Below are 21,543 nucleotides of genomic sequence, written 5' to 3'. Positions count from 1 at the left end.
TGAAGATGGTCAATTAACGGGGGTTAATTTCCAAGAGGCTTTAGGGGCTGATAATCCGATTAAAGATGTGAATGCTGGTTTTGCTCATGTCAAAGGTGAATTGGATACAACGAATCAAAACGTTACAAATGTCACAACGGCATTAGGAGGCTTAGAGACCGATGGCAGTTGGAAATTAGCGCTAGGTAAAGAAGGCAGTACAACAGTGAATAATGTTAAAGATGCCTTTAAGAATATTGATGATCGTGTAATAGATAATAGCCAGAGTATTACTAATATTGAGAATAAGGTCTCAACGGGAAGCTTGGGCTTACTGCAATTATCAGCCGACAAGCACTCATTAGTGATTGATAATAAAGTCGCAAATGTTGCAGATACTTTCACACTTGCGAAGAAAGAGGGTGAAGGTCGTACCTTAACAGGCGTTAAAGCTGGAAAGATTGCCGATAATTCAACTGATGCCATCAATGGTTCACAGCTTTATGCGGCTAATTTAAATGTTGCTAATGCGTTAGGCGGTAGTGCGAAGCTTGATGAAGATGGTCAGTTAACAGGAGTTAATTTCCAAGATGCCTTAGGTGCTAAAGATGAGTTAACCAATGTTTATGATGCATTTGAAAATGTTGGTGGTACATTATCAGATCATGATTCTCGTATTTCAGAGAATACAACTAATATCAAGAGCATTACTAGCGGTAAAACCGGTCTTGTTCAGCTTGCTGAAGATGGAAAATCTTTAGTAATAGACAATAAATTAGCTGGCGGTGCTGATACTTTTGATTTCTCTATAAGAGCTGATGAAGAAGATGAAGCGATTAATCGCCTATTAACTGGTATTGCTGAGGGTGAGATATCACAAAACTCTGTTGAAGCAATCAATGGTTCACAACTTCATATGGCAAATTTAAATGTTGCTAATGCGTTAGGCGGTAAAGCTGAGCTTAATGAAGATGGTCAGTTAACAGGCGTTAACTTCCAAGGTGCTTTAGGGGCTAAAGATGAGTTAACCAATGTTTATGCAGCATTTGAAAATGTTGGTGGTACTTTATCTAAGCATGATGAACGCATTACCAATAATATGAATAGTATTAATAATATTATGGGCGGGGAGGTTGGCCTTATTAAGTTATCTGGTAATCGAATCGTGATTGATAATAATTTGTCGGGAGTTCAAAATGCGATGACCTTCGATTTCTCTTCTAATGATAATAAACCGCGTACTTTAACGGGTGTTGAGAAAGGTGAAGTATTTCGGGATTCGGTTGATGCCGTGAATGGTTCTCAACTTTTTGCAACAAATCAAAAGATTGAGAACATTACGAACCTAAACGGTCAAAATCTTGAGGGGATTACCGATGCGATGGGTGGTGACGCTAAAGTAGAAAATGGTCTTTTAACAGGGGTTGATTTTGGAGGTGCATTAAAAGCAGAGAAGCCAATTACAAGTGTTAATGAGGGATTTGAGTATGTGACAGAACGCTTAGATGGGCAGGATAAAAAGCTTGAAAACCATGAAAACAGGATTACCAATATCGAAGGAAATATTAGTAATATTGCGGATGGTAAAGCTGGCCTCATTCAGGTTTCTGAAGATGGTAATTCTTTGATTATTGATAATGGGCTTGCAAAAGATGCGAATACTTTTAATATCTCTAATGGTGATAAAGACCTTACTTTAACAGGAGTTAAGGATGGTCAAATTGTATCAGAGTCAAAGGATGCTATTAACGGTAGTCAATTATATGCATCAAATAAATCGATAGCCGAGATGTTTGGTGGAGGTGCAACGATTGATGAAAATGGTTATATTACAACTCCTGAGTATGTTATTGGTGATAAAACATTCAACAATGTTGGTGCATCAATTGAACATTTAGCTAATAGTATTACGGCAGGTGAAGTTGGAATATTCCAATTAGATCGTGAGAAGAATCAAATTATTATTGCTGACAATTCCGATATTAATAGTGAAACAACACTTAATGTGGGAAATCGTAAGATTGTAGGGGTTGCCAATGGTAAAGTTGAGAAGGGATCACAAGAAGTAGTCAATGGTGGTCAACTTTGGGAAACTAATCAACAAGTAAGGTCAAATACCACTCAGATTAAACACATTAATAAAACGCTAGATCATTATAATAATCGTATCTCTCATCTTGAAAAAACGGTTCATGAAAACCGTAAGCGTGCAAGTGCTGGTACGGCAAGTGCGATGGCGATGAGCTCAATTCCTTATATGGATTACGCCAAGTATTCGATGGGAATGGGGGTCGCTAGTTATGATGGTGAAGCGGCGATGTCGATAGGGATGGAGTTTAAATTGGGTGATAATGGTCGATTTAGAGTCCAAGGTTCTTATGATACGCAAAATAAGGCCGGCGTTGGTGTTGGTGTTGCATTTAGCTTCTAATTTAGTGTTCTATTATTTTATAATAGAGGCATGATAAGTGCAGTTTTTGCATAGAATAAGGAGCGCCCATTGGTGGCGCTCTTTTTGTAATTCAATAATGAGTTTAAAAGAGGAATGATTAGATGAATAGGGTCATTTTGGCAGTGTTAGTTGTGATATTAGGGCTTAATATATATACGCTGGTTGAGCAACAGAAAAAATCGGCAGAGTCATCCTTGATGCCGGAGGTAGAAATTGTTGAGGTGATAGATTCGAGTCATTGTGTAGATTTAAATGAAGAAGAGACACTACAATGTTTAGAGAATGTCATTGCTCAAGGGAATTATACCGGGAATGATTTCTTTATCTTGGGGCAACTCTACTTTCATGGGATAGGACAATCAGCAGATAAAGCTAAAGGGGTTCAAGAGATTGAAAAGAGCGCGATTAATTTTAACGAATTAGGTGCAATTGAGTTTTTAGGGGATTATGCAGCTGAAGAGGGGGATAGAATTTCTGCTCAATATTGGTATGCACGTGCTATCGCAAATGGTTATCTGCCGGCACAATTAAAGCTTGCTAATATCTATCGTTATCAACCACAAAGCGAAAGAGAGTTTGAGGTTGCGCTGAATCTCTATCAAGATGCCGCCAATAGAGGGTCATTAGATGCACTTTATGAGTTAGCGCTAGTTTATGCGACAGGAACAGGAGTAGAAGCAGATTTAGAGGGAAGTCAACTAGCTTTGAAAAAGGGGTGTGATGAAGGACATCAAAAGAGCTGTGATCTGCTTGGGCAGATTGAAAATCTCTTAAATGAAGAGAAGAAAGAGGAAGAGTAATATCCTTTCGTTATATCTCTATATCATTATTAAGATAAGAAGATGTCGTTATCATCCTACAATAGCCATTACGAGTTGAGTAATGGCTATTTATAAATATAGTATAAAAATAATCATATAAAAGTCCATTGTTATTATATTTTTTACAGATTTTCAAAATCTTACCTTCCTATTTTAGTGCTTTATCTGAATATTTTATTCTGATTAATTCTTTTTTAATCCCTGTAAGAAACTGCTATCTTTTCCTTAAAAAATCCGATATAACAAAAAAGGAAGTAAAAGCGGATTGCGTTTTTTAGTATCAAAAATAAGTATAAATAGAGACTAACTCCCGAGCCGCTCTGCGTAAGAAGATGTGAGTTATTCAATCAAGATCTTTAGAGCGCTAGACCTCCAAAAATCAATAATAAAAATCAAAATAGGCATCGAATGCGATACGCCTGAGGAGGTAGAAATGAAAAAATTATTGGGAATGATTCTTTGCTCGACAACGCTCTCTTATGCTGAGAGTGAGGTTGTTGAGGCGGCTTATAATTCAGCGCTTTTAGATCGAGATGTGACGATGCAAGTCTATCTTCCTGATGGATATGATGCGACTCAATCGGATAAATATCCCGTGATCTATATGCTCCATGGTGCCAGTGGTTCTAATACAGATTGGCTTGTGAAAGGAGGTATTAAAGTGACGGCCGATCAACTGATGAAGCGTGGAGAATTACGAGATTCTGTGATTGTCATGCCGACCTTTGGTCCTAGCACTTGGTATACAGATGGTAATGCCGAGAAGGCGGAGACGGCATTTGTTGAGGAGTTTATCCCTTATATTGAAAAAACATTCAATGTTCGTGAAGATCGTGCCGGAAGATCGGTTGGAGGGCTCTCTATGGGTGGCTATGGTGCGCTCAATTTAAGCCTCTCTCATCCCGAGCTCTTCTGTGCTGCCGGGGTTTTAAGTCCGGCAATTTATGATCCGTTTCCACCTGAAACATCAACAGCACGTCAAACAGCACAATTTGTGAAAGATAATCAATTTGATGAGAAAGCATGGGGCGATTCGCTCTACACAGCGAGGCTTAATAACTATTATCAGAAAGATCTAGTTGTTCCGATCTGGATTGAATCGGGTGATCATGACTCTTTAGGAATTGTGCTTGCCGCCGCTAAGCTCTATTGGACATTACACAATTATCAGCCTGAAGATGTGGAATATCGAGTGATCGATGGTGATCATGATTGGATGGTCTTTAGAGATTCCTCAATCCGAGCATTGCCCTATATGAGCCAAAAATGTGAAGCTCTGAAGTAAGCCTAGAAGGCACTTTACAAAGATTATTGATCGATCTGAGACAGTTGAAGTTAGTTGATCAAAGAGAAAGCCCTTGTTCTCAAGAGAGCAGGGCTTTTGAGTTTTTAATCAATGAATGGTTGGATCATAATTTATTATTTTTTTAGTCGATAAATTGTAGTCTGTAAACTCTTTTTAACTTTCATAAGAGAGAGCTGTTTTTACAAGTGCTTCCTCAAAGTTAAATATATCATCTAAGCTCTCAATTGGATGGCGTTCTTCGACTTTCTCTTCATCAAATATACCAATATATTTCTGTGCTCGGTTAAAGTGTAATCGACATATTGGTTTGCGATTATTATCATCTAACAGAACACCAAAGTAACTTTTAGTATCTCGTTGACAGATCCGTTCTGCATCAATGTGTTTTCTAACAATTGCCTTAACAATATTAAAGCCTTCCAATTCTTCCTCAGTTGTGATTATCCCATCATCAGGGATTTCATTTTCATCAGTGATTTCGATAGACTCTATAGCACTTTTATTAGGAGAGTCTGTTTGTTGGGCGAGTGCTGATTTTAATCTATTGTTAACGCGATCATCAATAAACTGAGTTAAAGCTTTTTGAATCAATGGTGTAAATTGCTCTCGTACTTTTTGGGTAATAATTCCACCATAAACATTTGTGATACAGAAACGTATAAAGTCTTCGGCGGGATCTTTAATCTGTTTCTCTAGTAGGTGTTTTAACTGACTGAGATATTTAAGTTCTCCTGCCGCATTAACTACAGAATCAACATCAAAATTAACTTTGGTAAGCTTCTTAATTTCTGGCACAATATGGGCATCAATATCAAGCATATCGAGTTCAAGAAAAGGTTGGCTATCCATCTTATTTGGCGCATCTAGATCTGTATAAAAACGATAATAACGACCATTGGTTAAAATCGCTATTTTAGCTGTAGTTGTTCCAAAATAACGAAATAGTTGTGATGCATGTTGCTCATTGAGTTCTTCCCCAATCTTTTTTGCCTCGATGAGAATAGCGATTTCACTATTATCAACTATGGCATAATCGATCTTTTCTCCTTTTTTTACACCTACATCTGCGGTAAATTCGGGGATTACCTCAGCCGGGTTAAAAACATCATAACCAAGAACTTGGTGAATAAAGGGCATAATTAGCGCTGTTTTAGTTGCTTCTTCGGTTTCGATAATATCGCTCTGCTGGCTAACACGTTTAGATACTGAAAGTAGCCTTTCTGAAAAATCCATAGTTAACTCCTATAATGGTAGGAACAGAGATCATAGCTCTGTTTTGTAGATCTGCTTTATATTTAGTTTTTATTATCTTTATTTATAATTTTATTACTACCTATTAAGATAATATAATAGTTTAAAAATTCAAAATATATCAGCACTCACTAATTGGTCAGCACCTTATATAAATATCCAGCTACAGTGATATTTCATTATCATTGATAGTATAAAGTAAGAAGGAATTGAGGGTTATCATGATAGAATTTATAGATTAGTCTATTATTTGAATCTATCATTCTTAATCGCTTGATTTAACCCTCAGGGGAAAATCCGTTTTATTATTGGTTTTAATTTTTTACTAAAGAGAGTCCATTATGCCAATACCCTATAAAGATACACCATTAAGATACCTCTGTTTAGATTGTAAGTGGGTTGGAAAGCCTCAAAGTGATAATTTATCGCCGCCCTCATTTTGCCCTAAATGTGGCTCTATTAAGATAGAGATGGGAGTTGATCAGCGTGACTTTAATAAAGTGGTGAAGGGCTTTAAATTTTAGTTTAAGTTTAAGTTTAAGTTTAAGTTTTAAAATATTTTCTATTTTAGAGCTCAGTAGACTACAATTCACAATGTATAATAATCGATCAATTATTATTGATTGAGTTATTTGTTAGAGACTTATCTGATTGAGATTCACCTGATTGAGGGAGCTCTATCAATGTAGAATTTTCCAGAAAAAGTAAAGCCCGATGACTGACGCGTAGGTAATGTCATCGGGCTTTTTTGATAGCTATAATTTATCTTGTTTTATATCTACCGCTATAAGTACTACAAGCGATAGAATCACTGCTAGTGACAGCTTTTTTGTCATAGATCCCTTGTTATAGATCTTTTGTTACAGATCGAGCTGTCAATCTCTTTTCTATGGGTTGAAGTAGATTGCAGAACCAGGGCCGACTGGGATTCCTAACACAAAGACCCAGATACAGAAGATAGCGACCCAGACTACGAAGAAGACGACAGAGTAGGGCACCATCATCGAAAGAATTGTCCCAATACCGGCATTACGGCGATATTTAAGAGCGATCGCAACAATAAGCGCAAAGTAGCTCATCATCGGAGTAATAATATTGGTGACAGAATCACCAATACGATAGGCCGCTTGAATTGTTTCTGGTGCATAACCTGCAAGCATCAACATCGGAACAAAGATCGGTGCCGTTACTGCCCATTGTGCCGAAGCGGAGCTCATCATAATATTGACAAAAGCACAGATAATAATAAATCCGATAAAGAGTACAATACTATTAATTTCAATGTTGGTAATAAAATTCGCGCCGTGAACAACCAGGATTTGTCCAATATTTGTCCAGTTAAAGAAGGCAATAAATTGCGCGGCAAAGAAGACAATCACTAGATAGAGTCCCATTGAACTCATAGCGCCTGCCATTGCATTGATAATATCTCGATCGTTCTTAAACTTCTTCACAATTGCGCCATAAACAATACCTGGCACCGCAAAGAAGATAAAGATAAAGATAACAATGGAGCGGAAGAAGGGGGAGTTTGCAATCTCTCCTGTTGTTTGATTACGTAAAATGCCATTTTCCGGCACGACCATTAATGCAACGATTACGGCTAAGATGACAAAGCTGATACCTGCCCAGATGAGTCCTTTCTTCTCGATAGGGGTGACTTCTGCAGACATGGCAATGTTATCCTCATCTTCGCTCATCTCCGAAGAATCGTAAGGACCTAATTGTGGCTCGACAATTTTATCAGTCACAAACCAGCCGAGGAAGGTGACAATAAAGGTACTAAAAGCCATGAAATACCAGTTAGCTTCAGCACCAACGATATAGTCAGGATCGATAATACGCGCAGCTTCTTGCGTAATTCCTGATAAGAGGGGATCAACCGTTCCTAAGAGAAGGTTCGCTGAATAGCCTCCAGAAACGCCGGCAAAGGCAGCTGCAAGACCGGCAAGGGGGTTACGTCCTATTGAGTGGAAGATCACCGCAGAAAGAGGGATGAGAACGACGTAACCTAATTCCCCGGCAGTATTAGACATCACGCCGGCAAAAACGATCGCAGGCGTGGTAAAACGGATCGGTGCTTTTAGGACAACTAAACGCATTCCTGCAGAGAAGAGCCCGGCACTATCGGCAATTCCAACCCCTAACATCGCAACAAGTACGGTTCCCAATGGGGTAAAGCTTGTAAAGTTCGTGACAATACTAGAGAGAATCTTACGAATTCCATCGGGATTGAGAAGATTCACAACTTCTATCACTCCTCCAGGCACTCTTCCCGGCGCACCTTCAGGGCGAGGATCGGTGACGCTTAGTCCAAAATGAGATCCCACAGCAGAAGCAATTAGTATCAGGGATATTAAGATTATAAATAGAACCACAGGATGTGGTAATGCATTGCCAAGCCACTCAAGCGTATTGAGTAACCGGTTCTTCTTTACTTTGACGGTCATATAGTTTTCTCCGGCTATCTATTTTAGGATCGATCAGATGCTTCGGTAAAAGCATCGTCATATCCAAAAGCGTGCGAGGGTATCGCTACTACAATTAAAAACAGATAACATCTTGTAAATTTTAATAAAGGTGTAAAGGTATATCACACCTATTTTTTACGAGCAAGAAAGCAAATTAGACAATCTGACTTTACTCATGATCAGATAGAGCTTTGACCTTAAGCTTTAATTAACAGTTCCCTTTTTTCGCTTGTCCAGGTGGGCAGAAGTAGCCCTCTTTATCTTTTTTCTTCTTATTTTTAGAATCAATCACAATCCCATCAGAATCGATCACCATTCGATTTGGAATATCTGCACGAATTGTACAAGCTGTTAGAAACATTACTGTTGCTATTAGTAATGATAGTCTTGTCGATATTTTCATATTTTCCCCCTTCTTATTTGCTCTCATTGCACTTCTAACGATCATTGCTGACCTTATTAATCTTCTTATCAAAAGAGTAGTCTACCCGATTTTAGACTTCTTGAAAGCAGGAATTAGAGATGAGTGGTGGAGGGAAAAGAGTTTACAGAGAAAGTAATCGAGAGTAACTACGAAGATTTAAAGATATTTTTGACGAAGCTAATCTGAAATAATTGAGGCAAGGTTTTTAGTAATTTCCCATGAAAAGTAGAAAAAAGCTATTTAAATATTATTTTATAATGTTATCTATATATAAATATTTACGAGGAATTAATATCGGTTTACAATAAAATATCAATTCGTTTAATGTTATTGGTTTTGTATCTTGATTTGCTTTTTTAAGCTGTCATTTAATGATTATTATTTCAGCAATTATTTTCTTGCGAATGGGTTAGGCGAGTTATGAACAGAAAGCTATTGTTAATAGAAATATGGTTCTCTATTAGTATAGAGAGAAGGAAATTCTAATGTTAAATGGAAAATTAAAGAAAGAAGCAATTGCAAAGTTTGAGCGGGCGAAAGATCAATATGCAGCGCTTTTAGAAGTTGTCAGTGAGAAGAGCGAGATTCTTTTTACATTACGTTCTGAAAAATCGAAGCAGATTATTGCGCGTGCTGAAGCGCTCTTTTCCATTATTGCTAATAAGCCGATTGAGTTTGATCGTACATTTGAAGCTTATCATATTGAGCATCAAGAATTTGACGACCTTTCAGAAGAGATTAGAAAAAAATCGGAAGAGGTTGGTTTTAAGGCAGGTAGTAGTGCCGGGGCTGGTATTGCCGCGGGTGCAGGGATTGCTGCTTTTGGTCCTACTGCAGCAATGGCGATCGCAACAACATTTGGAACAGCTTCGACAGGGACAGCAATCTCGGCATTAGGTGGAGCAGCTGCAACGAATGCCGCATTAGCATGGCTTGGTGGTGGTGCCGTTGCTGCCGGTGGAGGAGGAATGGCTGCAGGGAGTGCTTTTTTAGCATTAGCGGGTCCAGTCGGTTGGGTTATTGGCGGGAGTGCGCTTGTTGGTAGTGGGCTTTTTGCGCGTCGTCGAAATGCAAAAATTGCTAAAGAAGCAGATGAAGCGAGGCGAGAGGTTGAGACCTATCGATCCCATTTAGAGGTAGCGGATAGAGCTGTAGACCGCCTTATTAGTGAGACTCGGGAGCATCTTGCCGGTATAACACAGATGATGAGTTATCTCGATCAATCATTAACAACGTTTGATTACACTCTGTTCAATCAATCTCAGAAAAATATGTTGATAGCGATTAAAAATCATGTAGAGAGTCTTGCCCAATTGATCAAAATGAAAGCGGAGTTTTAATTAAAGCTTCAATAGCATTTTAACTGATATTTTAAATGTTATTGCTCAGCTTATATTTTTAGAGCTTCTCTATTAGTAGTAAGGGTAAGAGTAGATAGTTTGTCACCGCTTTAAATTGAAAAGGAAATTATTTTGAAGAGTCGTTCTGTTGAAGACCAGCTCTATAGCGCTATCGTTAATAATATTAATGAGGAGCGTTTTCGTTCGTTATTTTTTTCACAAAATCTGCAAGATGAGGCATTTTTAAAGGCATTAGGGCAGGTTGAGATTGTACGTAGCTTTATCTCTACCCCGGAGAATATTTTAGGAAGTGATTTTACAAAGCATGGAGAAATTGCTGAACAAGTTGAAGTTGCGATTCATAATGCTAAGCAGTATCTCAATCAGCAGAACCCAACTGCAACCTTTGAAGGTGTTGGTCGGACAGCGCCAGAAGATTATCTTATCGATGGTGTTGCTGTTCAATCAAAATTTGTTAATGGATTGAATAATAATCTCGAGCATGTGCTTAAACATATGGAGAGATATAGTCATTTTGGTCGAGATGGTAGTTATTACCATATTCCCAAGGATCAATTTGAATTGATTCGACGTATCTATGAAGGTGAAGCAGTTGAAGGTTTAAGTGATAGAACCATCCGCGCAATTGAGGAGAAGATTGCTCGTATAGAAGCGGAGTCGGGAACTTCATTTTCAGAGGTTGTACGCCCTGGTATCTCTGAATATGCCGAGGTTCAAAGAGGACGAATTAGTGAAACTTTAGATCGTCATGAATCGGAACTAGAAGCAGAGAATAGGAGACGGCAACTGGAGATTGAAAAGGAGCATCAAGCAAGTTGGAGTGAAGGGCTTAAAGCGACAGCAATTGCAGCAGCAGTCGGAGGAACGCTCTCATTTGGTATGGCTCTTTATGGAATGTATCGTGATGGCAAGAATCCTTTTAAAGGTGAGATGTCATTAGAAGATTGGAAAAAGGTAGGGTTCTCTTCGTTGAAAGGAGGATTAGGGGGAGCTGTTACAGGTTCTGCGGTCTATTTTTTAACAAATAATGCAAACTTAGCTGCTCCATTTGCCGGAGCTTTTGTCACCCTTTCGAAAGGGATTGCTTCTTTAGTGCATGATCTTCATCGCGGGAATATTTCATTGAGTGAATTTCAGATGAATGCCCTCTATCTGGGGGCTGATAGTGCGGGTGTAGCACTAGCAACATTGGCAGGGCAGATCTTAATTCCTATCCCTCTTTTAGGTCCTATTATTGGTTCTTTAGCGGGGAAATTTGTTATCTCAACACTTCTTGGTAGCGATCAAGCTCTAGCTGCAGAGATGGAGATCGCAATGCAACAATTTTTACAGCAGCTAGATATTGAGCAGAGAGAGAAGATCGTATCTCTAAATCAAGCTTTTGATGCCTTAGGAGATCTTCGTAAAGTTGCTTTCGATCTCACATTGAATGAGACATTAGTAGAGTCGAGCATTCTTCTTGCGCATGCTTATGATGTTGAAGTATCAAAGATCTTAAAAGATGAGGTTGATTTAGAACGATTTCTCTTTGGATAAATTCTTATTTGTGGGCTAGATCTTAAAAAAGAACTGTAGAACTACTTAACTAATTTAATTGCTTCAAAGTTTTGGGGAATTAAAGGTAATAAGGTCTTGCGTATTAGTTAAAAAATAATGATTTATATTATATTAGCTTTTAGTTTGATGGAATTCATATTCATATTTTCCCACTTTTCATATGAAAAAGTCAAAAACAGATAATAATAAAAACAACAAAATATATATTTTAATTGCTTATATATGTAAATAAATCTATATTTGATTATATATTGAGCGAATAAGCCAAGTGGCTAATTGTTTTTTTGTCCGGGATTATCTGCTTAATAATTGAGTTACCTTACAATCTATAGCGATAAGGGAGAATAAAGTGGGACAGAGCAGATTTTCTCGACGAGATTTTTTAAAAACTATGGTGATCGGTGGAGTGACGGTATACATTGCCGCGCCGTTTAGCAAAGCATTTGCCGCATTATTTCAAAATAATATTCTACAACCTCCTAATTGGGATGCAAAAACACAAACTATAAAAAATAGAATAGATGCTCGCGCTAAGGTATTAGGAGATAAGGTGTTTGCGTTTGATTTTCGAGCTAAGGATATGCCTCATTGGCCACAAAATCAGTCTTATGCAATGATCCTGAGAGTGACTGAAGCGGATAAAATATATGAGGGATTTGATCTTTCTATTTTAGAAAAAAGTGATTTAATGCCCGATAAAGTTGTTACAGCAACAGATCTTAAGCATGATAATATTACATTACCCCCTTTTTATGGTGAAGACTTCCTTTTGCCAATAGGTAAAACACCTGCTTATCTTGGACAAGAAGTTGCCATATTAATTTACCATGACTTTGCTCGATATCGTTTTGCAAAAGATACTTTACAATTTAGAGATGATATTATTCTTTATGGTAAATACACAGGCTTTTTAGAGCGAGATCCCTGGTCTACCTTTAGAAGTGTGCGTATAGGGGCTGAGAACCCATGGAGTCCTGATATCTACTCAGCTATGGAATATACAACGGTAGAGCCTTTAGGTTATAAAAAATATGTTCCATATTATCCAACCGGTAAGAAGGGGGGGAATTTAGATCAAAGAGGGATCTATTATGCAGATGAAATAGCAACTACTTTTCAAAATCCGCCAGATGATATTTTGATTCTTGACCGTCAACTTCATTCTCAATCTATCGATTTATGTGCGATGGAACCGGATAACTCAAATGTTTGGTATGAAGCGAATACAGAGTCATTACACGTTGTAATGGGAATTCAGACACCACCTCAAGTGGCCGAGTCTATAGTTTATATTGCGAGTCACTCTAACTTTAAATTTAAGAAGCTCTTTTTTCATCCATGCACCACAGTTGGATATGGATCTAAGGCAAGGGCAATGTTACCTATGCTTGGTATTGTTGCGGGATTTTATAGTGATGGGCTGCCTGTTCGCTTAGCTAATGATCGTTATGAGCAATTTCAAAGTGGTATTAAGCGACATCCTTTTGACATGAAGTGTCAGTTAGCTATTAATAAAAAGACGAAAAAAATAGATTCTTTTATTGCGCATTATGCTCTAAATGGTGGGGGGCGATGTAACTATACTCCGGGTGTGACAGCAGTAGGTTGTACAGGATTTCAAGGAATTTATTATATTCCTAAAAGTGATGTTGTTGGTGTTGGGGATGCGACTCGCTCTGTTATTGCGGGATCTAACCGTGGTTACGGCGCATTTCAGACAGCTCCTGCCTTTGATACTTTGATTGATGAGGCTGCATATATTTTAGGGGAAGATCCTGTAGCATTTAGACTCAATAATCTGATGAAATCTGGTATGAAGAATACTCAAGGAGCCATACCAGCAGGGATGATGCGAGGAGGTGAAGTATTAGAAGAGTGTTCCAAACATACCCTATGGAAAGATCGAAAAGAGAGAAAGTTTCGCTTTGAAAAAGAAAATCCTGGAAAGATATTAGGTACGGGAATTGGATGTATTCAGCTAGACTTTGGATCTGGAGATGAGGGGGCATATGCAAAAATTGAAATTTCTCCAGAGGGGGAAATCTCACTATGGCATAGTGGGCTAGAAGTTGGAACAGGTATGGCTACATCACAAACCGTTCTCTGTGCAAAATGGTTTGGCGTTCCGGCACATCACTCCTATTTTGGTATGTTGGACTGGCCAGATATTGAGATGACAACAAAAGGAAAAGATGGTTTAACTCAGGAGAAGCAGGATAAACTCTCTAAAAATCCACGATGGACTCCGCACCACTCATCTACAGGTGCGAGTAATTCTGCCTATTACTATTCACATGTGACGTCAGGCGTTGGTCGAGTCCTTTTTGATTTTGGGATATGGCCGGCAGCAGTATCTATCTGGTCTGAAGGGATTGATGGAGGGCAATATCGATCATTGACTGTTCGTAAAGAAGATGCGCGATGGACACTTGCTGGCCTGACTGCAGATGGATTAGAGCCTCTTCCGCTAGAGCGAATTGCTAAACGTATTTATGAGATGAAGGGATTAACGGGTGTTGCTGGGCATGGTTATAACCGTTGGGCTTGGGCAAGTGCTGATTTTAAAATAAAGGATACAGTTGCGCGTTTTGCATTAGATGGTATTTCATTGAGATGGGCCGATAACAATTATATTTTTAATGAAAGAGTACAAGTTTTTTATCCTGCGGTACAGCGTGATAATGCTGGGGTTACAGATTACAGTGCATTGGCAGTAGCAGCGGAAGTATCTATTGATAAGGCAACAGGTGAGGTAGAAGTCTTAGACCATCATTCTGTTCTTGAATGCGGCAATATGATTGTTCCAGAGCTAGTCTCAGGTCAATTACAAGGAGGTGCAGCGATGGGGATAGGGCATGCCTTATATGAATATCTACCTCCTTATGAAGATGGGCCGGGGAATGGAACATGGAACTTTAATCGCTATCATTTACCATTAGCTAGCGAGGTCGCTGTTTGGAAGCAGACCCAGGAAGTGTTGCCACCTTTATCCGATACTGATCCACCTAAAGGAATGGCAGAATTAGCAATGACAACAATCGTTGCATCTATTACAAACGCTATAGCGGATGCCACAGGGCACTACTTTTATCATCATCCTATTCGCCCCAATGAAGTTTTGGAGGTTCTCAATGAAAATAATTAATAAGCCGCTCTCATTAAAAATTAATGGCAAGATGGTTGGCCCAGTAGATTTACCGGAAGGGATTAGTATGCTCGATTTTTTACATGAGTATTTAAATCTTACCGGTACAAGAATGGGGTGTAATCAAGGTATATGTCATGCATGCGTTATTATTGTGGATCATCCAGATGGAACTAGTGAAGAGATGAGAACCTGCATTACTGGAGCTCACTTTTTTAATGGTAAATCAGTAAGAACTATTGAAGGGATTGCTAAAGAGGAGCGAGGTAAAGAGATTCCATCGCCAATTCAACAAGCTTTTATGGACCACTTTAGTTTTCAATGCGGTTATTGTACACCTGGCTTTGTCAATGCTACCACTGTTTTTATGGAGAAACTGGCAAAAGAGCCTATTGCTGAAGCTCAATTAGAGCAAGCGATTTTAGAGGCACTCAACCCTCATATCTGTCGTTGTACAGGATATGTGCGTTACTATGAGGCTGTGCGTGATCTTGTGATTAATACGTCAGGCTTAATTAAGAGTGAATAGGGGCTATATTATGAAAGATAGTTGTAAAGAGAAGAGAGAACAGAGCCCTAGAGGTCGATTATATAGGTGGGTTTTATATCTTTTCATTTTAGTTGTTGTTGTTCTATTGATCGTTATTGGACTCTATTTTTTTGAAAGACTAAAGCCCACGGGACCAAAGCGTATTTTGCAGAGTAGTGTAGAACAGATAGAACGCGGTCGGTATTTAGCTGCTGCAGGTGATTGTGCTTCTTGTCACACATCTGAAAATGGTGCTCCATTTGCTGGTGGTTATCGGCTCGATACTGCATTTGGAGTAATTTATAGTAGTAATATTACACCATCGGAAAATTTTGGAATAGGTCGTTGGAGTAAGGATGATTTTTATCGTTCTATCACAGAGGGAGTCTCGCCTATTCACCGTAACCTCTATCCTGCAATGCCTTACCCTTATTATGCTAATGTGACGCAGGAAGATTCTGATGCTCTTTATGCCTACTTTATGTCACTTCCTGAAGTTAATATTGCGCCCCCTCATAATAAGCTTTCATTTCCTTTTAATCAGAGGGCCTTATTGATAGGGTGGAATTTACTTTTTTATGATAAAACACCATTACCTACAGTATCACAAGGGAACTCATCTCTTTGGCAGAGAGGTGAGTATTTGGTAAATACTCTAGGTCACTGTGCGATGTGTCATACCCCGATGGGGGAATTTGGTAATATCGATCGGGATAAGATGTTTCAAGGAAATATTGTCGGTCGATTTTTAGCACCCGATATTACAGCAAAAGGTTTAGCTGCAAGAGGATGGGATAAAGAGGGATTGCAACGTTATTTTTCCGAAGGGATTGCACCTCAGGGCTCAGCATTTAGTGATATGTATTTAGTGGTTCATAATAGTACGAGCCATTTAGATCCCCAAGATATTGAAGCTATTACGACTTTCTTATTGGGGGATGAGCCTCCTAAAGCGAAGTTGATTGTTGAGGGTGATATTCCGATGGATGTCCCAGGTTATGACACCTATCTCAATTTATGTGCAGGATGTCATAATATTGATGGAAAAGGAAAGCCTAATGTGTCTGTTGCGTTAGTTGGAAATAGTACCGTGATGAACCCAGATAGTCATAATTTAATTGTGACTATATTAGATGGTTTACCCTGGCAGTCATTCCCTAATGATGAACGATTTCAAGCAATGCCAGAATTTGCTTCTGAGATGTCAGATAGTGAAATTGCGACCCTAATTAATTTCCTGCGGATTCAATGGGGTGGATTACCTGGTAATGTAACAGAAAAAGAAGTGTCTCAATTACGTCGTTAATAACATTTATAAAGATAAAAGCTTATAAAGATAGAAGAGCATACAGTAATTACTTTTTGTAGTTCTGTATGTTTTTTTATTTTCTCCCACAGAGACTTAATTGTAAAAGATCTTATGTGATAATTTTTGTGATCAATACCGTACTAGAGGTTTTACTTTATATTTTTATAAATTTACACTTAAAATCACTATTTAATATTGACTTAGCAATCTGACCCAGATCAATTAACCATACAATACCTTCTATATTGGATCTACACTAGATCAATATTTAGTAAAGAAATTAAATATTTAGATACAACAGTCAATTTATTTAAATTGATATTAGTGATAACCTGTTAGTAAGTTAATCATAAATTTAAATAAAAATTGAGTATAAATTAAATAATAGATTTATGATTTTTAGCGGTCTTTGGACATTTTTTAAATGTTCTTTAAATATTTTTTAAGTGGAATTTAAGTTTAATTAAGTGATCCATTTTCGTTTCGTCAGATTCAGTCAAATTGACAGAGATTCGTTGGCAAGATGGGTTAATAGACTCAGAGTGAGTCCTAAATAAGAGGAGTACTGTATGGCTCAAGATGATAAAAAGGTGAATCAATTTAGACGGGGATTTTTGGGGACGACCCTAAAAGCGATCCCTGTAGCGGCGATTACGGCAGTGGGCGCAGGGAAGGTTGCAAGTGCTATTCCTGAAGCCCCTGGTTCTGTCGATTCAATGGCGGATCTTCCAGAAAATCCGACAAAATATATGCCGACATTCTTTAGCGATGAAGAGTATGACTTTATTCAGAGCGCTGTAGATCTCTTAATTCCAGAAGATGAGTTAGGTCCAGGGGCTATTGCAACAGGGGTGCCGGAGTTTATTGATCGACAGATGGATACTCCTTATGGTCATGGGCAACTTTGGTATATGAAAGGCCCTTTTCATCCTGAGATTATGAAGCAGACCCCCACATTGGGCTATCAACTCAATATGACCCCGAGAGATATCTATAAATCAGGAATAGCAGCATTTAATCAATGGTGTATCGATCGGTATAAGCGTCAATTTGTCGATCTTAATCATCAAGAGCAGACAGAAGCGATGACACTCTTAAGTGATGGAAAGATTGAGTTTCCTGATGATGCAGTCTTTGCATCGGTCTTCTTTTCTCAATTGTGGGGAAATTGTAAGGAGGGCTTCTTCTCCGATCCAATGTATGGCGGGAATCGCGATATGGTCGGTTGGCAGATGGTCGGATTCCCCGGCGCAAGAGGAGATTATCTCGATTGGGCAGATCGATATAACGTGGAGTATCCATTACCACCTGTCTCCATCCTTCCTAAGAAATAGAGCAGAATAAGGGCATATTATGGCAATAGAGAAAGAAAAAGTAGATGTAGTTTTAGTAGGATTTGGTTGGACGGGTGCAATCTATGGCGTAGAGCTTACCGCTGCCGGGCAGAGCGTTGTGGCGCTAGAGCGTGGACATATGCAGACGACAGCAACCGATGCGAAGTATCCGCAAGTGATCGATGAGCTCAATTATGCCGTCAGAGGAAGAATGTTTCAGCCTCTTGCAAAAGATACCTTAACCATTCGACATAAAGAGGGGGATACCGCAGTTCCTTATCGCGAGTATGGCTCCTTTTTACTTGGAAATAATGTCGGTGGTGCCGGATTGCATTGGAATGGTATGTTTTATCGTTATCTTCCAAATCAACTTCGTCTTAGAAGTTATTATGAAGAGAAGTATGGCGAAGATGCGATTCCTAAAGATATGTATCTGCAAGATTATCCTGTTACCTATGAGGAGTTAGAGCCCTTTTTTGCAAAGTTTGAAGAGGTGTGTGGTGTTTCGGGGCAGGCCGGTAATATTAAAGGGGTACAACAGCCGGGCGGAAATCCATTTGAAGGCTGGCGTTCAACGGCATTTCCTAATAAACCTCTAATCAATTCTTATGCTTCTGAACTCTTTAAGAAAGGGTGTGAAGCGATGGGATATAACCCTTATCCTGCACCTGCAGCGAATGCTTCTGCTCCTTATACCAATCAGTATGGCGTCCGTTTAGGCCCCTGTAACTACTGCGGCTTCTGTGAGCGTTTTGCTTGTTATAACTATTCGAAGGCATCACCACAAACAACGATTCTTCCAGTATTACTGAAACGCCCTAATTTTGAATTAAGAACCAATGCCAATGTAATTAAGGTCAATACTGATAGTAGTGGGAAAAAGGCGACTGGTGTCACCTATATTGATGCGCAGGGAAATGAGGTATTCCAGCCGGCTGAGATGGTCATTCTCAATGCTTTTGCGATTCATAACGTTCGCTTACTGCTTCTATCGAAGATTGGTCAGGTTTATGATCCTAAGACCGAGACGGGTACTTTAGGGCGAAGTTATGCCTATCAGCGAGATGTGAGTGTGAAAGTTGTAATGCCTGAAGGGACAAAACTCAACACCTTTATCGGTACTGGTGCTGGCGGTGTGACGATGGATGACTTCAATGAGGTAACTTTTGATCATACAGGATTAGGTTTCTTAGGAGGGGCTAGTATTCGTACCTCTATCCATGGTGGGCGCCCTATCTTACAGAGCCCGACAGAAGCAGGTTCGCCAAAGTGGGGAAGTGGTTGGAAAAAAGCGACACAGGAGGGATATCAGCGAATCTTCTCGATCGGTATCTCTGGCTCCGTGATGTCTTATCGTGATGCCTATCTCGACCTTGATCCTACTTATACTGATAATCATGGACTACCGCTTCTTCGACTCACCTTCAATTGGCATGAAAATGAGAATAAGATGGTCAATTACTTGATGGAGAAGATGGCAAAAGTAGGGGAGGCTGCCGGCGGTAAGGTAGAGTATAAACCTTATGCATTAGATGCACCTTACGATACTCGAATCTATCAAAGTACCCACAATACCGGTGGTGCAATTATGGGTGATGATCCGAAAATGAGTGTGGTGAATAAGTATCTGCAACATTGGGATGTGCCTAATCTCTTTGTTTCTGGCGCAAGTGCTTTCCCACAGAACGTTGGTTATAACCCAACAGCGCTTGTGGGTGCGTTAGCTTACCATTCGGTGCACAATATTGTGACCAAATATCTTAAAAACCCCGGGCCGATGGCTTAATAACTAGAAGGAGATAGCGATGAAAATTATCAGAAATATTATAATTTTAGTTATTATTTTAGCCATTGTTGTAATTGGCTTTTTTAGTTTCTATAAAGGGGCGAGTTCAGAAATTCAGCCTACTGCAAAGTTGAGTAAAGAAGAGCTGATTACTCGCGGTGAGTATCTTGCAAAAGCAGGGGATTGTGCCGCTTGTCACACTAGTGATAAAGGAGATTTTGCCGGCGGTATAGGGCTCGATTCCGGGACGCCTGTCGGTTTGATCTATCCAAGTAATATCACGCCTGATAAGGAGACAGGGATAGGAAATTACACCTTAACAGATTTTGATAATGCGGTGCGGTATGGATTGAAAAAATCGGGTGATGCACTCTATCCGGCGATGCCATATCCTTCATTTGCTTCTGTGGCTAGTGAAGATGTGGAAGCGCTCTATAACTACTTTATGTATGCGGTAAAACCGGTCAATAATAAGATGCCGGTTGTATCGGGCAGTTGGCCTTTTAATATGAATTGGCCGGTTAATGCTTGGCGTTTAGCTTTTGCGCCGGAAGTGACAAAATTAACTGCTTTTACAAGTAATGATCCGATAGAGCGGGGTGCTTATTTAGTTGAAGGGTTGGCACATTGTGGAACTTGCCATACACCACGGGATGAAGCGATGGCGGAAGTGGCCTATAAGAATGATCCTGATCGTCTCTATCTCTCTGGTGGTAAAACTTTAGAGGGATGGAATGCTGTTAATCTCCGTGGTGATGATATGGATGGATTAGGGCGAATGAGTCACGATGAGCTTGTAATGTTGTTAAAGAGTGGACGCAATAGTACCTCTGCCGTATTTGGCTCGATGGTTGCTGTTGTTAACGATAGCTTGCAACATTTAACAGATGCCGATATTGAAGCGATTGCAAGTTACATTAAATCCCTCTCTCCTGTGAATCCTAATGGTCAGAAGTATCATTACAATCCTGCTACATTTGATGCGCTCTCCAATGGTCGTGTTGATGAGCCGGGCGCGTTAACTTATCTCAATAATTGTGCTGCTTGTCACCGTTCTGATGGTAAAGGCTATGCCGAGACATTCCCTGCACTTGCCGGTAATTCAGCGATCTTAAATGAGAATGCAGACTCCTTAATTACATTGATTTTGAAAGGAAGCCATATGCCGGGAACGATTGACGCGCCGACAGAGTATGCAATGTTAGGTTATGCATGGCGCCTTGATAATCGTGAAGTAGCCGATCTTGTGAACTTTGTCCGTAATAGTTGGGGCAACAGTGCAAAACGGATCGAAGCGCATGATGTGAGAATCATTCGTGATCAGGTTACAACGCCAGAGATGATTCGTTATCAAGAGTCAGAGATCAATAGTGTACCGCCTTATAATGTAGAGTAGATTACTTTATGTAGATAATAGATGAAGTAAGAGATAAGAGCTTATCCTGATGGGTAAGCTCTTTTTTATATTCTCTTGTAAGAGTCTCTTGTAAGAGTCTCTTGTAAGAGGCTGTATAGGACTAACTATTTTTTAATGGATTACTCTCAATAATTGATTATCATTTTCATCTCTATTTTTGGATCTATTTTTGGATCTGTTTTGAATGGATCTGTTTTGAATCTATTTTTTAATCCATTTTTTATAGGCTCAATTATTGGTTTTTTATTAGTTTGTTTATTGTGTTGTTTATTGGATAGTTTATTAGATCAATTATCAAATTTAAAAAATAAATAAACATATAGTATTTATGTAATATATAATGATTCTAGTAATCTCTATTTTCTCTATTTGATGAGATCATCGATTAGGTTGTCAATTAG

The 21,543-nt window shown here is 39.1% G+C and carries 14 protein-coding genes; 11 read left to right on the top strand and 3 right to left on the bottom strand.

The genetic code is table 11. From position 1 onward, the window contains the following. The 3 genes from DC082_RS00300 to DC082_RS00290 form a co-directional block, all read left to right on the top strand. A partial coding sequence (locus tag DC082_RS00300) for a YadA-like family protein (RefSeq protein ID WP_133243663.1) occupies positions 1-2,410 on the top strand: 2,410 nt, incomplete at its 5' end. Between the two features lie 122 nt (positions 2,411-2,532). Then, positions 2,533-3,231 carry a tetratricopeptide repeat protein gene (locus tag DC082_RS00295; RefSeq protein ID WP_109235256.1) on the top strand — a complete coding sequence of 233 codons (699 nt, stop codon included), beginning with the start codon at positions 2,533-2,535 and terminating at the stop codon, positions 3,229-3,231. Between the two features lie 454 nt (positions 3,232-3,685). After that, positions 3,686-4,537, top strand: coding sequence for an alpha/beta hydrolase (locus DC082_RS00290; RefSeq protein WP_109235255.1), 852 nt, complete (start codon positions 3,686-3,688; stop codon positions 4,535-4,537). A gap of 174 nt (positions 4,538-4,711) precedes the next feature. On the opposite strand, the gene DC082_RS00285 is transcribed toward DC082_RS00290, so the two are convergent. From DC082_RS00285 to DC082_RS10620, 3 genes are all read right to left on the bottom strand, one after another. Beyond that, entirely contained in the window at positions 4,712-5,791 is a 1,080-nt protein-coding gene (locus DC082_RS00285) for a type I restriction endonuclease (protein ID WP_109235254.1), read from the bottom strand. Between the two features lie 905 nt (positions 5,792-6,696). Then, on the bottom strand, positions 6,697-8,259 hold the full coding sequence (locus DC082_RS00275; RefSeq protein WP_109235253.1) for an AbgT family transporter: 1,563 nt from the start codon (positions 8,257-8,259) through the stop codon (positions 6,697-6,699). Positions 8,260-8,488: 229 nt separating this feature from the next. Beyond that, the gene (locus tag DC082_RS10620; protein ID WP_133243662.1) at positions 8,489-8,683 is read right to left on the bottom strand and encodes a hypothetical protein; all 195 of its coding nucleotides are present in this window, start codon (positions 8,681-8,683) and stop codon (positions 8,489-8,491) included. 506 nt (positions 8,684-9,189) lie between these two features. Between DC082_RS10620 and DC082_RS00270 the strand changes: the two genes are divergently transcribed. The 8 genes from DC082_RS00270 to DC082_RS00235 all read left to right on the top strand — a co-directional run bounded on the left by DC082_RS00270 (position 9,190) and on the right by DC082_RS00235 (position 21,121). Next, complete coding sequence (locus DC082_RS00270; RefSeq protein ID WP_109235252.1) at positions 9,190-10,044, top strand: hypothetical protein; 855 nt, start codon at positions 9,190-9,192, stop codon at positions 10,042-10,044. A 132-nt stretch (positions 10,045-10,176) separates the two neighbouring features. Then, complete coding sequence (locus DC082_RS00265; RefSeq protein ID WP_109235251.1) at positions 10,177-11,601, top strand: hypothetical protein; 1,425 nt, start codon at positions 10,177-10,179, stop codon at positions 11,599-11,601. A 412-nt stretch (positions 11,602-12,013) separates the two neighbouring features. Next, complete coding sequence (locus DC082_RS00260; protein WP_109235259.1) at positions 12,014-14,767, top strand: xanthine dehydrogenase family protein molybdopterin-binding subunit; 2,754 nt, start codon at positions 12,014-12,016, stop codon at positions 14,765-14,767. Next, complete coding sequence (locus tag DC082_RS00255; RefSeq protein ID WP_109235250.1) at positions 14,754-15,296, top strand: (2Fe-2S)-binding protein; 543 nt, start codon at positions 14,754-14,756, stop codon at positions 15,294-15,296. Before DC082_RS00260 ends, DC082_RS00255 begins: the two co-directional genes overlap by 14 nt. Before the next feature lie 10 nt (positions 15,297-15,306). After that, positions 15,307-16,602 carry a c-type cytochrome gene (locus DC082_RS00250; RefSeq protein WP_109235249.1) on the top strand — a complete coding sequence of 432 codons (1,296 nt, stop codon included), beginning with the start codon at positions 15,307-15,309 and terminating at the stop codon, positions 16,600-16,602. A 572-nt stretch (positions 16,603-17,174) separates the two neighbouring features. Further along, positions 17,175-17,939, top strand: a complete 765-nt coding sequence (locus DC082_RS00245) for a gluconate 2-dehydrogenase subunit 3 family protein (protein ID WP_109235248.1) — start codon at positions 17,175-17,177, stop codon at positions 17,937-17,939. A gap of 19 nt (positions 17,940-17,958) precedes the next feature. Next, entirely contained in the window at positions 17,959-19,725 is a 1,767-nt protein-coding gene (locus DC082_RS00240) for a GMC family oxidoreductase (protein ID WP_109235247.1), read from the top strand. Positions 19,726-19,744: 19 nt separating this feature from the next. After that, positions 19,745-21,121 carry a cytochrome c gene (locus DC082_RS00235; RefSeq protein WP_109235246.1) on the top strand — a complete coding sequence of 459 codons (1,377 nt, stop codon included), beginning with the start codon at positions 19,745-19,747 and terminating at the stop codon, positions 21,119-21,121. The last annotated feature ends 422 nt before the right edge of the window (positions 21,122-21,543 follow it).

This window comes from Ignatzschineria indica (assembly GCF_003121925.1).
In the GTDB taxonomy this organism is placed as follows: Bacteria; Pseudomonadota; Gammaproteobacteria; order Cardiobacteriales; family Wohlfahrtiimonadaceae; genus Ignatzschineria; species Ignatzschineria indica.
The sequence above is the reverse complement of the archived record's forward strand: the minus strand, read 5'-3'. Positions and strand labels throughout refer to the sequence as shown.

Excerpts from the sequence above, each read along its gene's own strand:
- DC082_RS00245 (WP_109235248.1), top strand. The coding sequence starts at position 17,175 with ATGGCTCAAGATGATAAAAAGGTGAATCAATTTAGACGGGGATTTTTG.
- DC082_RS00285 (WP_109235254.1), bottom strand. The coding sequence starts at position 5,791 with ATGGATTTTTCAGAAAGGCTACTTTCAGTATCTAAACGTGTTAGCCAG.
- DC082_RS00235 (WP_109235246.1), top strand. The coding sequence starts at position 19,745 with ATGAAAATTATCAGAAATATTATAATTTTAGTTATTATTTTAGCCATT.
- DC082_RS00260 (WP_109235259.1), top strand. The coding sequence starts at position 12,014 with ATGGTGATCGGTGGAGTGACGGTATACATTGCCGCGCCGTTTAGCAAA.
- DC082_RS00295 (WP_109235256.1), top strand. The coding sequence starts at position 2,533 with ATGAATAGGGTCATTTTGGCAGTGTTAGTTGTGATATTAGGGCTTAAT.
- DC082_RS00255 (WP_109235250.1), top strand. The coding sequence starts at position 14,754 with ATGAAAATAATTAATAAGCCGCTCTCATTAAAAATTAATGGCAAGATG.
- DC082_RS00290 (WP_109235255.1), top strand. The coding sequence starts at position 3,686 with ATGAAAAAATTATTGGGAATGATTCTTTGCTCGACAACGCTCTCTTAT.
- DC082_RS00275 (WP_109235253.1), bottom strand. The coding sequence starts at position 8,259 with ATGACCGTCAAAGTAAAGAAGAACCGGTTACTCAATACGCTTGAGTGG.
- DC082_RS00250 (WP_109235249.1), top strand. The coding sequence starts at position 15,307 with ATGAAAGATAGTTGTAAAGAGAAGAGAGAACAGAGCCCTAGAGGTCGA.
- DC082_RS10620 (WP_133243662.1), bottom strand. The coding sequence starts at position 8,683 with ATGAAAATATCGACAAGACTATCATTACTAATAGCAACAGTAATGTTT.
- DC082_RS00240 (WP_109235247.1), top strand. The coding sequence starts at position 17,959 with ATGGCAATAGAGAAAGAAAAAGTAGATGTAGTTTTAGTAGGATTTGGT.
- DC082_RS00270 (WP_109235252.1), top strand. The coding sequence starts at position 9,190 with ATGTTAAATGGAAAATTAAAGAAAGAAGCAATTGCAAAGTTTGAGCGG.